The sequence below is a fragment of the Pantoea sp. Fr-CA_6 genome (assembly GCF_024520895.1).
GTDB lineage: Bacteria > Pseudomonadota > Gammaproteobacteria > Enterobacterales > Enterobacteriaceae > Pantoea > Pantoea agglomerans.
Map to the genome: position 1 here is coordinate 275,641 of NZ_JALNPO010000002.1, position 15,149 is coordinate 290,789.

The 15,149-nt window shown below is 58.3% G+C and carries 16 protein-coding genes and 1 riboswitch; of the genes, 11 read left to right on the plus strand and 5 right to left on the minus strand.

Features of this window, described 5'->3' with window-relative positions; all coding sequences use genetic code 11:
* The first annotated feature begins 115 nt into the window (after window positions 1–115).
* Window positions 116–249, plus strand: a riboswitch (molybdenum cofactor riboswitch).
* The 5 genes from moaA (at window position 239) to moaE (ending at window position 2,935) form a co-directional block, all read left to right on the plus strand.
* Window positions 239–1,225 (plus strand): GTP 3',8-cyclase MoaA, encoded by a 987-nt coding sequence (gene moaA / locus NR201_RS04455; RefSeq protein ID WP_022626014.1) that lies wholly within the window; start codon window positions 239–241, stop codon window positions 1,223–1,225. (Overlaps the previous riboswitch by 11 nt.)
* A gap of 14 nt (window positions 1,226–1,239) precedes the next feature.
* Window positions 1,240–1,755: a molybdenum cofactor biosynthesis protein B gene (moaB, locus tag NR201_RS04460; RefSeq protein ID WP_022626013.1), complete on the plus strand. Its 516-nt coding sequence runs from the start codon at window positions 1,240–1,242 to the stop codon at window positions 1,753–1,755.
* Between the two features lie 2 nt (window positions 1,756–1,757).
* Entirely contained in the window at window positions 1,758–2,243 is a 486-nt protein-coding gene (moaC, locus tag NR201_RS04465) for a cyclic pyranopterin monophosphate synthase MoaC (protein WP_256849406.1), read from the plus strand.
* Entirely contained in the window at window positions 2,236–2,481 is a 246-nt protein-coding gene (gene moaD, locus NR201_RS04470) for a molybdopterin synthase sulfur carrier subunit (RefSeq protein ID WP_256849407.1), read from the plus strand. The genes moaC and moaD overlap by 8 nt, the downstream gene beginning before the upstream one ends.
* 1 nt (window position 2,482) lies before the next feature.
* On the plus strand, window positions 2,483–2,935 hold the full coding sequence (gene moaE / locus NR201_RS04475; protein ID WP_010260246.1) for a molybdopterin synthase catalytic subunit MoaE: 453 nt from the start codon (window positions 2,483–2,485) through the stop codon (window positions 2,933–2,935).
* Window positions 2,936–3,040: 105 nt separating this feature from the next.
* On the opposite strand, the gene NR201_RS04480 is transcribed toward moaE, so the two are convergent.
* Entirely contained in the window at window positions 3,041–3,826 is a 786-nt protein-coding gene (locus NR201_RS04480; RefSeq protein ID WP_111533530.1) for an OBAP family protein, read from the minus strand.
* Between the two features lie 106 nt (window positions 3,827–3,932).
* Between NR201_RS04480 and NR201_RS04485 the strand changes: the two genes are divergently transcribed.
* Together NR201_RS04485 and NR201_RS04490 are read left to right on the plus strand one after the other, a co-directional pair.
* Entirely contained in the window at window positions 3,933–5,027 is a 1,095-nt protein-coding gene (locus NR201_RS04485; protein WP_010669679.1) for a DUF1615 domain-containing protein, read from the plus strand.
* 246 nt (window positions 5,028–5,273) lie between these two features.
* Window positions 5,274–5,981 (plus strand): Bax inhibitor-1/YccA family protein, encoded by a 708-nt coding sequence (locus NR201_RS04490; RefSeq protein WP_010260256.1) that lies wholly within the window; start codon window positions 5,274–5,276, stop codon window positions 5,979–5,981.
* Between the two features lie 50 nt (window positions 5,982–6,031).
* On the opposite strand, the gene NR201_RS04495 is transcribed toward NR201_RS04490, so the two are convergent.
* From NR201_RS04495 to NR201_RS04505, 3 genes are read right to left on the minus strand one after another with little or no spacing between them, the layout of a single operon-like run.
* Window positions 6,032–6,997: a lysylphosphatidylglycerol synthase domain-containing protein gene (locus NR201_RS04495; RefSeq protein WP_033757029.1), complete on the minus strand. Its 966-nt coding sequence runs from the start codon at window positions 6,995–6,997 to the stop codon at window positions 6,032–6,034.
* Window positions 6,997–8,241, minus strand: a complete 1,245-nt coding sequence (gene clsB / locus NR201_RS04500; RefSeq protein WP_256849408.1) for a cardiolipin synthase ClsB — start codon at window positions 8,239–8,241, stop codon at window positions 6,997–6,999. Before clsB ends, NR201_RS04495 begins: the two co-directional genes overlap by 1 nt.
* Window positions 8,238–8,999: an endonuclease/exonuclease/phosphatase family protein gene (locus NR201_RS04505; protein ID WP_022626009.1), complete on the minus strand. Its 762-nt coding sequence runs from the start codon at window positions 8,997–8,999 to the stop codon at window positions 8,238–8,240. Before NR201_RS04505 ends, clsB begins: the two co-directional genes overlap by 4 nt.
* A gap of 179 nt (window positions 9,000–9,178) precedes the next feature.
* Between NR201_RS04505 and NR201_RS04510 the strand changes: the two genes are divergently transcribed.
* From NR201_RS04510 to NR201_RS04525, 4 genes are all read left to right on the plus strand, one after another.
* Entirely contained in the window at window positions 9,179–9,571 is a 393-nt protein-coding gene (locus NR201_RS04510) for a YbhQ family protein (protein ID WP_010669681.1), read from the plus strand.
* 217 nt (window positions 9,572–9,788) lie between these two features.
* Entirely contained in the window at window positions 9,789–11,168 is a 1,380-nt protein-coding gene (rhlE, locus tag NR201_RS04515; RefSeq protein ID WP_022626008.1) for an ATP-dependent RNA helicase RhlE, read from the plus strand.
* A gap of 2 nt (window positions 11,169–11,170) precedes the next feature.
* Window positions 11,171–12,121: a tRNA dihydrouridine(16) synthase DusC gene (gene dusC, locus NR201_RS04520; protein WP_033771193.1), complete on the plus strand. Its 951-nt coding sequence runs from the start codon at window positions 11,171–11,173 to the stop codon at window positions 12,119–12,121.
* Between the two features lie 70 nt (window positions 12,122–12,191).
* On the plus strand, window positions 12,192–13,379 hold the full coding sequence (locus NR201_RS04525; RefSeq protein WP_010260279.1) for an MFS transporter: 1,188 nt from the start codon (window positions 12,192–12,194) through the stop codon (window positions 13,377–13,379).
* Window positions 13,380–13,400: 21 nt separating this feature from the next.
* Here NR201_RS04525 and NR201_RS04530 read toward each other — a convergent pair whose 3' ends face one another.
* Window positions 13,401–15,002, minus strand: a complete 1,602-nt coding sequence (locus NR201_RS04530; RefSeq protein WP_033785492.1) for an inorganic phosphate transporter — start codon at window positions 15,000–15,002, stop codon at window positions 13,401–13,403.
* Window positions 15,003–15,149 lie beyond the last annotated feature (147 nt).

Below are 15,149 nucleotides of genomic sequence, written 5' to 3' on the forward strand. Positions count from 1 at the left end.
GTATCCTGTCGCGAAAATGCGGTGAAAATTCGATATGTATAAGAATATATAGCGAAAACAGCAAATGGAAGAGTGACGAAAATCACGCTACCATCATGCTTACCGCGCTGATCAACGGGTCAGCGTACACTCAAGCCTGAATGCCTACGTCTGCGGATAGGGGGTTCAGGCCGTAGCCATCGAGCTGCCAGGGTGCAGGAAGAAATGACTGCATCTCCCAATCTGGAAAGGTGTTCTGGTGTCACAATTTACTGATGCATACGCGCGTAAGTTCTATTACCTGCGCCTGTCGGTCACGGATGTCTGTAATTTCCGCTGTACCTACTGTCTTCCTGACGGCTACAAACCGCAGGGAATTCGTAACAAAAGCTTTCTCTCGCTGGATGAAATCCGCCGCGTCACGCGGGCCTTTGCCGCTGCCGGAACGGAAAAAGTGCGGCTGACTGGCGGTGAGCCGTCGCTGCGCCGCGATTTCACCGACATCATTGCGGCGGTGCGCGAAAACGCCTCCATTCGCCAGATCGCGGTAACCACCAATGGCTACCGGCTGGCGCGTGACGTGAAACAGTGGCGTGACGCGGGGTTAACCGCACTCAACGTCAGCGTCGACAGCCTGGATGCCCGTCAGTTTCACGCCATTACCGGTCAGGATAAATTCCATCAGGTCATGAGCGGTATTGATGCTGCCCTCGACGCCGGTTTTCGTCAGGTCAAAGTCAACAGCGTGCTGATGCGCGATCTCAACAGCCGTAATCTGGCCACGTTCCTCGACTGGATCCGCACCCGTCCGATTCAGCTGCGCTTTATCGAACTGATGGAGACCGGCGACGGCGGCACGCTGTTCCGCGATCAGCATGTTTCCGGCATGGTCATCCGCGATCAGCTGATCGCCCAGGGCTGGCAGCGTCGTGAGAGCGGACGCAGCGACGGCCCGGCGCAGGTCTTTTACCATCCCGATTATGTCGGCGAGATTGGTCTGATCATGCCTTATGCCAAAGATTTCTGTGCCAGCTGCAACCGTCTGCGCGTTTCGGCGCACGGTAATCTGCACCTTTGCCTGTTTGGTGACGGCGGTGTGCCGCTGCGCGATCTGCTGGCGTCAGACGACCAGCAGGCCGAACTGCAGGCGCGCATCGCCAGCAGCCTGGGGCAGAAAAAGCAGACGCACTTTCTGCATCAGGGCAACACCGGCATCACACAGAATCTCTCTTACATTGGCGGCTAATTTCAGGAGGCAGTATGGGTAAACCAGCCAGCGAATTTCAGGCAGTGCAGATTGCGGTGATGACAGTGTCAGATCGTCGCGATGCCAGTGACGATACCTCCGGCGACTATCTGCGCGAAGCCGCAGCCGAAGCGGGGCATGAGGTGGTCGATCACGCCATCGTGCCGGATAATCTTTATCGTATTCGCGCCACCGTGTCGCGCTGGATCGCCAGTGAAGATGTTCAGGTCGTGATTATTAATGGCGGAACCGGCTTTAACCTGAAAAACAGCACGCCGGAAGCACTCCTGCCGCTGTTCGACCGCGAGATTGATGGATTTGGCGAACTGTTCCGGATGATCTCCTATGAAGAGATTGGCGGTTCGACATTGCAGTCTCGCGCGATTGCCGGTCTGGCTAATCAGACGCTGATCCTGGCCGTGCCGGGTTCCACCAGCGCCTGCCGCACCGCCTGGGAACGCATTATCGCTGACCAGCTTGATGCGCGAACCGCGCCCTGTAATTTTGTCTCACATCTCAAGAAACGGTAAGTATGTCTCAACTCACACACATAAACGCCGCGGGCGAAGCGCACATGGTGGATGTCTCCGCCAAGGCGGAAACCGTGCGCGAAGCGCGGGCAGAAGTGCTGGTGCTGATGCAGCCGGAAACGCTGCAGATGATTATTGAAGGCAGCCACCACAAAGGGGATGTCTTTGCCACCGCGCGCATCGCCGGCATTCAGGCGGCGAAACGCACCTGGGAACTGATTCCGCTCTGTCATCCGCTGATGCTGAGTAAAGTGGAAGTGAACCTGGAGGCGGAACCGGACCACTGCCGGGTCCGCATCACCACGCTCTGTCGCCTGACCGGCAAAACCGGCGTGGAGATGGAAGCGCTGACGGCCGCATCGGTTGCCGCGCTCACCATCTATGACATGTGCAAAGCGGTGCAGAAAGATATCGTTATCGATCAGCTGCGGTTAATCAGCAAGAGCGGTGGCAAAAGCGGCGATTTCCAGGCGGTCGCGCATGATTAAGGTGCTGTTTTTCGCCCAGGTCCGTGAGCTGACCGGCACCTCATCGCTTGAGGTCGGTGCTGATTATCCGGATGTGGCCGCGCTGCGCAGTGCGCTGGCAGAACGCGATGACCGCTGGGCGCTGGCGCTCGAGTCGGGCAAGCTGCTGGCGGCGGTGAATCAGACGCTGGTGTCGATGAGTCATCCGCTGCACGCCGGTGATGAAGTGGCCTTCTTCCCGCCCGTGACCGGAGGCTAAGATGGAAACGCAGATTCGCGTCGGCCCCGCGCCCTTTGATATGGCGGAAGCCTATCGCTGGCTGGCGGCCTGTGATGAAGATGGTGCGGTAGTGACCTTTACCGGCAAAGTCCGTAACCACAATCTGGGCAACGACGTCGCGGCACTGACGCTGGAGCACTATCCCGGCATGACCGAAAAAGCGCTACAGGAGATTGTTGATGCGGCGCGCGAACGCTGGCCGCTTCAACGCGTCACGGTGATCCATCGCGTGGGCGAACTGTTTCCCGGCGATGAAATCGTGCTGGTGGGCGTGACCAGCGCCCATCGCGGCAGCGCCTTTTCCGCTGCAGAGTTCATCATGGATTACCTGAAAACCCGCGCGCCGTTCTGGAAGCGAGAAGCGACAGAGCAGGGCGATCGCTGGGTGGATGCCCGCGACAGCGACCACCAGGCGGCTCAGCGCTGGGACTAAGCTGCATTAACGGCTTAGCGGGCAGAAGTGTCTGCGCCCGCTGAGCCGTTAACTGCAGACACGCCGCTGCCCGCATCCCCGGACATCACGACGCTTAGGGCAGGATTAAGGCTGCTTTAGCTGCTCAGCCGGACCAAAACCGGTCTGACCGTGGCTGTGTTCGCCGCCGCCGGCGGTGCGCTTCAGCTGAATGACCTGGCCCTGTTGCCAGGCGTTGGCACCTGCCGCGGCAGGATGCGCCACGATATCCGCACGCTGGGCGCGGATCTTTTTGCTGTCGACGTCAAAACGACGATCGCGGTCCGCCAGCAGTCGCGAGTCCATCTGACCATCCTCCGTAAAGCCCATCATCAGCGCCGGAATGCCGATCGGCAGCGTTTTGTCGCGATCGGTGTGCCAGGTGTGCCAGGTTTTCCCGTAGGTGTTCACAATGCGCTTCATCAGGGCGTGGTCGGCGGCTTCCGGTAAGCCTGGTGCAATCAGCGTGCCCGATTTCACCTCATACTGATGGCTGTGCCAGAGCTTCTTCTCTTCGGGCGGCAGGGTGTTAAACAGCCGTTCGCTGATAATGTACTCCACGCCCATCAGCCGTGCATCGCGCGTGTTGCCGTCGTAAATCACCGCCTGCATCACATCGTCGTTCAGCACGGTGACATAGTGGTGCGCCTCCATCTGACCGTTCTTATCGCCGTTATAAAAATGGAATCCGTCAAGATAGGTGTTGATGGCGTCGATGGGCGGACGTGACTGCATCACGCTGGCGCCGGTCTCCAGCACCTTAAGCGAGGAGGAGGTGGGGGCGCCCGGTGATTTTACCTGGGCAGGCGTATTATTGGCGCCGCAGCCGGTTAAGAACAGGCTGAACGCCGCAACAGGCCAGAGTTTAAACATCGTAAGTTCCTTTAACGGTAAAAAAGATAACCTTAGTTCAGTTCTCGCCTGCCTGTGAAACTCTGGCAATGGTAGAGTAGAGCTTTGGTTCATTCTGAGGACAGGCATGTCATCCACCCCGATTCTGCAACGTCTGACACTGGTCGCCGCACTGGTGCTGGCAGGTTGTAGCAGCAAGAAAACCCCTGAGGCGCCGGTGCGGCAGCCTGAAGATGTCAAAGCGCAGATCCAGCGGCTGTTGCCCTCGCACGTCAGCAATAAAGCGGCATGGAGCGACGATATCTACACCACCTTCCGCACTCAGCAGATCGATCCCAGCGCCAGCAACCTCTGCGCGGTGATCGCCGTGGCGGATCAGGAGAGCAACTTCAGCGCCGAGGCCGCCGTGCCGGGTCTGCCAAAAATCGCCTGGGGCGAGATCAACCGCCGTGCGGCGCAGGTGCACGTCCCGGCATTCCTGGTGCGTACCGCGCTGCAGATCAAATCGCCCACCGGTGAAAGCTACGCCGCCCGGCTGGACAAAGTGCGCAGTGAGAAAGAGCTGAGCGCTATTTTCGATGACCTGATCGATATGGTGCCGATGGGCCAGACGCTGTTTGGTAATCTCAATCCAATCCACACCGGCGGGCCGATGCAGGTCAGCATTGCGTTTGCCGAAGCGCATGCCAAAGGCTACCCGTGGCCGATCGATGGCACCATCCGGCGTGAAGTCTTTACCCGTCATGGCGGGATCTACTTCGGGACGATGCACCTGCTCGGCTATCCGGCTGACTACAGCCAGCCGCTCTACCGCTTTGCCGACTACAATGCGGGCTGGTATGCCAGCCGCAATGCGGCCTTCCAGGCGGCGGTGTCGCGCGCCACCGGCATGAAGCTGGCGCTGGATGGCGATCTGATTCTTTATGGATCGGATGCGGCGGGCGGCACCGAACTGGCGGTGCGCACGCTGTCGAAGCAGATCGATATGAGCAACAGCGACATTCGCCGCGATCTGGAGAAAGGAGAGAAAGCGTCGTTCAGCGACAGCGAACTCTGGAAACAGGTCTTTACCCTGGCGGATAAAATGGCGGGTAGAAAGTTACCGCGTGAAATGCTGCCGGGAATCAAGCTGGAAAGCCCGAAAATTACCCGTAATCTCACCACGGCGTGGTTTGCGCAGCGTGTCGACAGCCGTTATCAGCAGTGCCTGTCGCGACGTTAAGCGGCATGTTGTGGCGCAGTTGAGCTGAGCTGTGCCACACTTAGAGCCAGTTCCGGGCGACTTTTATTGTTATTCTGGCCCTGAACTGTGCGCATCCTCATAAGGCCGTACGGGCCCGTGGCGGTTGTGTCGCGCTGTCGCTGGCCCAACGGGCTGAAACAGAAACAACGTATGCCTGCCAGACCAGGTTATTCATCCGGTTCCCTGTGTGGAGCCGGTCCTAATCCGTTTAACAAGAGGTGCATCATGGACCGATATCCACGAAATGATTCCATCGTTCAATCCGCATCTCGCGGTTTACAAGCTTATATGGCGCAGGTTTATGGCTGGATGACCTGCGGTCTGTTACTGACGGCGTTTGTCTCCTGGTACGCTGCGCGCACGCCAGCGATCATGGAGCTGGTGTTTGCTAACCGCATCACCTTCTTCGGACTGATTATCGTGCAGCTGGGGCTGGTCTTCTTCCTGTCAGGCATGGTGCATCGCCTGAGCGGGGCCGTGGCAACCGGGCTGTTTATGCTCTATTCGGCGCTGACCGGCCTGACCATGGCGAGTATCTTCCTGGTTTACACTAACTCCTCGATCGCCAGCACCTTCTTTATCACGGCGGGTATGTTTGGCGCGATGAGCTTCTACGGCTATACCACCAAACGCGATCTCAGCCGTTTTGGCAGCCTGTTGTTTATGGCGCTGATTGGCATCGTGCTGGCGTCGCTGGTGAACTTCTGGCTGAAAAGCCCGGCGCTGATGTGGGCGATTACCTACATCGGGGTGGTGGTGTTTGTGGGGTTAACGGCCTATGACACGCAGAAGCTGAAAAATATCGGTGAGCAGATCGATGCCCGCGATACGGAAAACCTGCGTCGCTACTCGATTATGGGCGCACTGACGCTGTATCTGGACTTTATCAACCTGTTCCTGATGCTGCTGCGGATTTTCGGCAACCGCCGTTAAGCCTGAGGGAGTAGCGGGGGAGGCGCACTGTCTGCGCCTCCCCTTTTTTATTACGATTTTTGCAACTTCTGCTCATTCTTCTGGCGCAGATGCTTCGCCCGGCTCTCCAGCCCCAGATAGAGCACCAGCGCTAACAGCAGCGGCAGGATAAAGTAGAGCACGCGATAAGCCAGCAGCGCCGCAATGATAGTGCCATGCGAAGCGTGCTGACCGCTGAGTAAGGCCAGGAAGACCGCTTCCAGTACGCCAATGCCCGCCGGAATATGAATGATTACCCCGGCAATACTGCTGATCAGCAGCACGCCCAGCACCATCGGATAACCGACGTCTCGTCCCAGCAGCAGCCAGATAATCGCCCCCATCACCATCCAGTTGGCACAGGAAACCGCAAATTGCAGCAGCGCCATGCGCAGCGAGGGCAGCTGCAGCGTCTGGCCTTTTACCGTCCAGCGACGCTGCTTTGAGAAGGCACAGGCCCAGAGGTAGACCGCCACCAGCACCAGCAGAGCGCCACCAATCAGCCGCAGGGTGGTTTCACCAATAAACCAGCCGCTGGGAATCGACACCATGCCCGCACTGAATACCACGCCCGCCAGCAGAATATAGCCCAGCCAGTTAGTGGCGATGCTCAGAGAGAAGATGCGGGTGATGGTGCCGCTATCCAGCCCTAACCGTGAATAGAGCCGGTAGCGCATCGCGACGCCACCCACCCAGGTGCTCAGCGTCAGGTTGAAGGCGTAACAGATAAACGACACCAGCATCACCTGCCGCTTCGCCAGCTTATGGCCGCAGTAGGCGCGTCCAATCAGGTCATAGCAGCCATACACCAGGTAACTCAGCACCACCAGTCCGGCGGCGGTCAGTACCACAAAGCGGTTGTAGTTAACGATGACGTCATAAACATCTTCCCAGTTCACTTTGCGGGCATAGACCACCAGCAGAACCACCACCGCGATGAAAAAGAGCACGGTGAGGATTTTTTTCGCCAGTTGCCAGCGTGGATGTTTTTTTGCCATCAGGATTTTGCTCCCGGGTTATCAGTTTCAACGCGATCCTGCGTCTCCATTTCAGGCTGTACCGGCTCACCCACCTGGGCCAGCAGCGGCGTATGCGCCGGCAGCCAGCCAGCGATGGCCGGGAAATGGCGCAGGAAGTGGAATACCACCACGCTTTTACTCAGTTGCCACCAGTTGCGCGACGGTAAGCGATCTTCCTGCACGCGCTGGCAATCGTTGGCCAGCAGCGCTTCCAGGTTATCGCGCAGCGTCTGGTTAAACGGCCTGTCGTGGATGATCAGATTGGCTTCAAGGTTAAGTGACAGGCTGAGCGGATCGAGATTGCTGGAGCCGACGGTGGCCCAGTAGTCGTCTTTTACCGCGATCTTGCCGTGCAGCGGGCGACGGATATATTCGTAGACTTCGACGCCGCCATCGACCAGATAGTTGTAGAGCAGCTCCGCGCCCACTTTCACAATCGGCATATCCGGTTCGCCCTGCACAATCAGTCGCACCCGGACGCCACGCTGCGCGGCGTTGCGCATCTCACGCAGCAGCCGGTAACCCGGGAAGAAGTAGGCATTGGCGATAATCACATCCCGCTTCGCCTCACGCAGCATCTCCAGGTAGTGGACTTCGATGTCGTCACGATGCTCGTCGTTATCGCGATAAACATAGAGCACCTGAGCATCGCCGGGCGTGGCGTTGACCGCCGGACGATGAGAGCGCGATCCCCACCAGCGGCGGGTATTCTGTTCGCTGCCAATCGCCTGTTGCAGATAGCGGGCGATGTCACCCACCACCGGGCCTTTGACCTGTACCGCATAATCCTGTTTCGCTTCCGGGCCATAATCCGTGTTGTGCTCGGCCGAGAAGTTAATGCCGCCCACAAAGGCCACCACGTCATCCACCACCACGGTTTTGCGGTGCAGGCGGCGGAAAACGTTGGTGCGCATCCCCATCACCAGCGGACGCGGATCGTAATAGATGAAACGCACGCCAGCGCTGGTCAGGCTGTTAACAAATTTGTCGGAGAGTTCGGCAGAGCCATAACCATCGACCATCACTTCGACCCGCACGCCGCGCTGGGCTGCCGCCAGCAGTTCGCGGTGCAGGGCGTTGCCCACGTCATCCTCAAACAGAATAAAGGTTTCGATTAATACCGTACGTTCCGCCCGCTGAATGGCGCCAAAGACCCGCGGGAAAAACGCTTCGCCATTTTCCAGCAACAGCAGCCGGTTGCCTTCCTGCCAGCTAAAATTCATAGGTGAATCTCCACCGCCAGCGGCGCATGGTCGGAAAGATGGGACCAGGGCTTGCGCGGCAGCGCCCACGGATGACTGACGGTGGCGTTGCGGACATAGATGCGGTCAAGCCGCAGGATCGGGAAGCGCGCCGGGAAGGTGCGCGCCGGGCGTCCGGTTTTCATACTGAATACCTCTTTCAGGCCTGCGCCATGTTTCAGAATGGAGTTAGCGCGTCGCTGCCAGTCGTTGAAATCGCCCGCCACCACCACCGGCGCGTCGGGCGGCAGTGAGTTAACCATTTCACATATTTTCTTCATCTGCGCGTGACGATGGGCCACTTTCAGACCCAGATGAACGCAGATGACATGCAGCGTGCCGTGCGGCTCGGGCAGGGCGATCTGGCAGTGCAGCATGCCGCGATTTTCACTGCCCGCCACCGAAATATCCCGGTTCTCATAGTCGGCGATTGGGAAGCGAGACAGCACCGCATTGCCGTGATGCCCCTCCGGATAGACCGCATTACGCCCATAGGCGAAATCGTTCCATATGGTGTCGGCCAGAAACTCATAATGAGGAGAATCGGGCCACTCCTCATGGTTAAGGGAGTGGATGGCATGCGTGCCCATCACCTCCTGCAGAAAGACCACATCCGCCTCCGTTGCGCGAACGGCGTCGCGTAATTCGGGCAGGATGAAGCGGCGATTGAAAGGGGCAAAACCCTTATGTGTATTGATCGTCAGGACTTTTATTGAAAATCCTTGCTTGTTTTGTGGCATACTCGCGACGCACTCCTTTTCATCATCAATAGAATCAAAGTGTAGTCTTTGTCACAAATGGGTGGTGAAAGAGGGCGAAAATTAGGGCGTTATCCGAAAATTGTTTTACATTGAGGAAATCGTTTCCGGCTTGTGCCGGTAGCACTTGGGCGACCTGTTGGGTCTGCCAGGAGAACTGAATGAAATGGTCTAATCGTATTCAAATTATCACGGGTCAAACGTTGTTGCATATTGCTATGCATCTGCTGGTGATCGCTGCACTGATCTGGGGCTGGAAGCACAAAGCGCTGGTTGATGTCTGCAGTACGCTGGTGGCGATGTACGCACTGGTTTTTGTTGCCATGCTGGTGACACAGCGCATTGCCCGTTTACGTACTCTCGGCGATTATCTTGAAGAAGCGACCACCACTTACTACTTTGGCGCCGCCATGATGACACTGTTCCTGGTGTCGCGGATTTACCACAACAACCTGCTGCTGGCGTGTCTCGGCGTAGTGATGTTGCTGGGTCCGGCGCTGGTCTCGCTGCTGGTGAAAGAGCCACCGCGACGAATCGAAAACAAACGTAGTTAAGTTGAAGGCCACCGGAAGGTGGCCTTCCTGTTTTCAGGCGGTTAAGTTGTGTCAGGAAATGTGAGCTATCTCGCACACTTCTCTTAAAGCTGTTACACTCGCCCGCTTACGCATCGTAGTTTGCGCCCTTTTCACGCGTCAGCCCTGGCTGGCGTCACTATCCCTCTGAAAACTACACCGTGAATCACGGTCAGAGCGGACCGGAGTAAATCACTTAATGTCTTTTGACTCTCTCGGCCTGAGTGCCGATATTTTGCGCGCGGTCGCCGAACAAGGCTACAGCGAACCCACACCTATCCAGCGCCAGGCGATTCCTGTTGTGCTGGCAGGCCGCGATCTGCTGGCGAGCGCCCAGACCGGCACCGGCAAAACAGCCGGCTTTACCTTACCGATGTTACAAAAACTCTCTGCCACTGCCACGCCCATCCGCGGTCGTCGCCCGGTGCGCGCCCTGATCCTGACCCCAACCCGTGAGCTCGCGGCGCAGGTTGGCGAAAACGTCAGCGACTACAGCAAATATCTCTCGCTGCGTTCCATGGTGGTGTTTGGTGGCGTCAGCATCAATCCACAGATGGTAAAACTGCGTGGCGGCGTCGATATCCTGGTGGCAACGCCTGGACGCCTGCTGGATCTGGCACAACAGAATGCGGTTGACCTGTCACAGGTCGAAATTCTGGTGCTGGATGAAGCGGACCGTATGCTGGATATGGGCTTTATCCACGACATCCGTCGCGTACTGGCGCGTCTGCCGGCCAAACGTCAGAACCTGCTGTTCTCTGCCACCTTCTCTGATGAGATCAAAGGCCTGGCTGAGAAACTGCTGACCAACCCGGAAATGATTGAAGTGGCTCGCCGCAACACCGCCTCCGAGCAGGTCGCGCAGCAGGTGGCTTTCGTTGATAAGAAGCGTAAGCGTGAATTGTTGTCTCAGCTGATTGGCGAAGGCAACTGGCAGCAGGTGCTGGTCTTTACCCGGACCAAACACGGCGCGAACCACCTTGCCGAGCAGCTGGGTAAAGATGGTATCTCCGCTGCCGCGATCCACGGCAACAAGAGCCAGGGTGCACGTACCCGCGCGCTGGCCGACTTTAAGTCAGGCGGAATTCGCGTCCTGGTTGCCACCGATATCGCGGCCCGTGGCCTGGATATCGAAGAGCTGCCACACGTCGTGAACTATGAGCTGCCTAACGTCGCCGAAGATTACGTTCACCGTATTGGCCGTACCGGCCGTGCGGCGGCGACCGGTGTCGCACTGTCACTGGTCTGCGTCGATGAGCATAAACTGCTGCGTGATATCGAACGTCTGCTGAAGCGTGAAATCCCGCGTCTGGCCGTTGAAGGTTATGAACCCGATCCGAGCATCAAAGCGGAGCCGATCATCAACGGTCGTCAGCAGCAGTCTCGCGGCGGTGCAGGTGGCGGTGGCGGCGGCCGTGGTCGCAGCCAGGGCGGACAGGGTGCAGGCGCATCGCGCTCATCTTCATCCGGCGAAAAGCGTCCTCAGGCGCGTCGTCAGAGCCAGGCCGCTCCTCAGGGCGATAGGCCCGCAGCCCGTCCGCGTCGTCCGGCAGCAGCGAAGCGTACCGGAAACGTCTGAGTATGAGGGTTTTACTGGCACCGATGGAGGGCGTGCTGGATTCACTGGTGCGCCAGCTGTTATCGGAAGTGAACGACTACGATCTCTGCATCACTGAGTTTTTGCGCGTGGTCGATCAACTGCTGCCGGTAAAATCTTTCTACCGTCTCTGCCCCGAACTGCATAACGCCAGCCGCACGCCTTCCGGCACGCGGGTGCGTATGCAGCTGCTGGGGCAGCATCCCGAATGGTTAGCCGAAAACGCCGCACGTGCGGTGGAACTGGGCTCATGGGGTGTGGATCTCAACTGTGGTTGTCCTTCTAAACTGGTCAACGGCAGCGGAGGCGGCGCAACTCTTCTTAAAGATCCCGATCTGATCTATCGCGGCGCGAAAGCGATGCGTGAAGCGGTGCCTGCAGATTTGCCGGTAACGGTAAAAGTTCGGCTCGGCTGGGACTCCAGCGCCCGCAGTCTGGAGATTGCCGATGCGGTGCAACAGGCCGGTGCCAGCGAGCTGGTGGTGCATGGGCGGACTAAAGAAGAGGGCTATCGCGCAGAGGCGATCAACTGGCAGGCGATTGGCGACATTCGTCAGCGGCTGCGCATTCCGGTGATTGCCAATGGCGAAATCTGGGACTGGCAAAGCGCGCAACACTGTATGGCGGTAACCGGCTGCGATGCGGTGATGATTGGCCGTGGCGCACTGAACATCCCCAACCTGAGCCGGGTAGTGAAATATAACGAGCCGCCGATGGCCTGGCCTGATGTGGTGCGGTTATTACAGAAATACAGCCGGCTGGAAAAGCAGGGCGATACCGGTCTCTATCACGTGGCGCGTATCAAACAGTGGCTCGGTTATCTGCGCAAAGCCTATGGCGAAGCCGATGGCTTATTCAGCGAAATCCGTGCGTTAAAATCGTCGGGCGACATTGCACAGGCGATTGATCGTCACGCACATGTTCATGGTTTGTGATAAAAAATCAGGCGACCCCTTAGCGGCCTGACGGTATAGTGGGAAAAATTTCCTGGACCCCTTGCCTGCTATGTCTGACTCCGCTGTGTTGAGCAACAGCCAGCTCAACAAACGAATCCTCTCCGTTATTATCTTCACCTTCTTCTGCTATCTCTCTGTCGGACTGCCGCTGGCCGTGCTGCCAGGCTTCGTCAAAAATCATCTTGGCTTCAGCTCCTTTATCGCCGGACTGATTATCAGCATTCAATATTTTGCGACGCTGCTCAGCCGTCCGCAGTCGGGCCGTCTGGCCGATCGCCTTGGGCCAAAGCGGGTGGTGATGCTGGGACTGCTCTGCTGCGGCATGAGCGGGGTGCTGACTATCGTGGCCGCACTGCTGAGCGGCTGGCCATGGCTGAGTCTGGCGCTGCTGGCCATCGGGCGGCTGTTTCTCGGCGTAGGTGAAAGCTTCAGCAGCACCGGCTCTACCCTGTGGGGTATGAACATCGTCGGGCCAATGCAGACCGCGCGCGTGATCTCCTGGAACGGTGTTGCGACCTATCTGGCAATGGCCGTCGGTGCACCGCTGGGTGTGCTGCTGAACAGTGAATTTGGTATGAGTGGATTTGCCGGGCTGATTGCGCTGATGGGCGTGGCGGGCTATCTGATGGCCAGTCGCAAACCGGCGGTGACGGTCAGTGTGGGCGAGCGCATTCCGTTTCACCGCGTCTTCTCCCGCGTCTGGCTTTATGGTCTGGCGCTGGGCTTCGGCACCATCGGTTTTGGCGTTATCGCCACCTTTATCACCCTCTATTTTGCCAGCCGTGACTGGCAGGGCGCGGCCTATGCGCTGACGCTGTTCAGCCTGGGTTTTGTGCTGGTGCGTCTGGGGTTTGGTCGCTTTATTACCCGTTTCGGCGGGCTGCGCGTGTCGCTCTTCTCATTCCTGCTGGAGTGCCTGGGACTGCTGATTATCTGGCAGGCGGACAGCGCCTGGCTGGTAGGGGCGGGCGCATTCCTTACCGGCAGCGGATTTTCGCTGGTCTTTCCGGCACTGGGCGTTGAGGCGGTTAAACGGGTTGAGCGCCAGGATCAGGGCTCGGCGCTGGGCACCTATTCCGCTTTTCTCGATCTGGGCCTGGGTTTAACCGGCCCGGTGGCGGGATTGCTTATCGGACACTGGGGGATGCAGTCAGTCTATCTGGCGGCGGCGTTGATGGTGCTGGGAGCGCTACTGATTACCCTGCGGCTTTACTGGCAGCAGCGGCTTATCGCCTGAATGACGATAAGCCGCAAACCGTTAAAAATGGCTGAACGCCCAGTAGAGCAGGGCAGAGAGCAGAATAGAAACCGGCAGCGTTAAAATCCAGGCGACGGCCAGGTTACGCAGCGTCGAGAGCTGCAAGCCGGAACGGTTCGCCGCCATGGTGCCCGCCACGCCGGATGAGAGCACGTGGGTGGTAGAAACCGGTAAACCGAAACCGTCTGCCGCGCCAATGGTCATCATCGCCACCAGTTCGGCGCTGGCGCCCTGGGCATAGCTCAGATGGGTTTTACCGATCCGTTCTCCCACGGTGACCACAATCCGGCGCCAGCCGACCATGGTGCCCAGTCCCAGCGCAATCGCCACCACCACTTTCACCCACATCGGAATAAAGCGGGTGGCGCTGTCGAGTTCCGTTTTCACTGCCTTAAGGTTGCGTTCCGTCTCCTGCGGCAGTCTGACCTCGGCGCCCTGCAGATGCTTGATCGATTCTGACGCCAGATACATCTGGTTGCGGGTATTGGTCACCGCCTGGGCTGGAATGTTTTCCATTGAACCGTAACGACGAATCTCATCGCCGACTTCGCGCAGCGTCATCGCCAGCGCGGGCAGCACGTCGGGATTCATGCTGTTGCTGCCAACAAAGCCGGTCAGTACCTCACGGGCCGGTGGAGGATTGGCTGACGCGGGCTGCAGTTGCAGCAGCTGATGGGCGGTCACTTCGTTCAGCGCCGCGACGCGCGGGATCTGATCGGGTGGTAGCGATCGGTTCAGGGCGTAGGCGATCGGCATGGTGCCCACCAGGATCAGCATAATCAGCCCCATCCCTTTCTGACCATCGTTGGAGCCGTGCGCAAACGACACGCCGGTACAGGTCAGGATCAGCAGGCCGCGGATCCAGACCGGTGGCGGCTGATTGCTTTCCGGCGCCTGATAAAGCTGGCGATTGCGGATAAACAGTTTCATCACCCACAGCAGCAGCCCGGCGCAGACAAAGCCGACCACCGGCGACAGCAGCAGTGCATAGCCGACCTTCAAGGCCTGATCCCAGTCAACCCCGCTCAGACCGCTGCGTCCGTGCAGCATCGCATTGGCAACGCCGACGCCGATGATCGAGCCGATCAGCGTATGGGACGACGACGACGGCAGCCCTAAATACCAGGTGCCCAGGTTCCAGATAATCGCTGAGAAGAGCAGCGCATAGACCATGGCAAACCCGCTGCCGCTGCTGGCTTGCAGGATCAACTCCACCGGCAGCAGTGAGATAATGCCAAACGCCACCACGCCGCTGGAGAGCAGCACACCCAGAAAGTTACAGAAACCGGACCAGACCACCGCGACGCCGGGCGTCAGCGAATGGGTGTAGATCACGGTCGCCACGGCATTGGCGGTATCGTGAAAGCCATTCACGAACTCAAAGCCGAGCGCAATCAGCAGTGCCAGCCCCAGCAGAAAGAACGGCAGATAGCTGGTGACCGGCATATTGGTCTCTTCAACATCGCTGACCAGATTGAGGCCAGCGAACGCCAGTCCGGCAACCAGCAGAATAAAGAACAGCGGTTTACTGAAACGGCTATTTTTGCCGTTGAAATCGGGGCGACCTCGGGCTGATGAGGACGAGAGACTGTTTTCGCTCATGGTGTACCTCTGGTGGCTGATGCCGGATGCTGATTTGCACCGGGTCAACGCAGTGTGATACGCGCTTTATATGACAGATTAATGATCGTCGGACGGGGCATTCTGAGCGGAGTGCGGGGAAAAATGCGGAAACGCAGGCAATAAAAA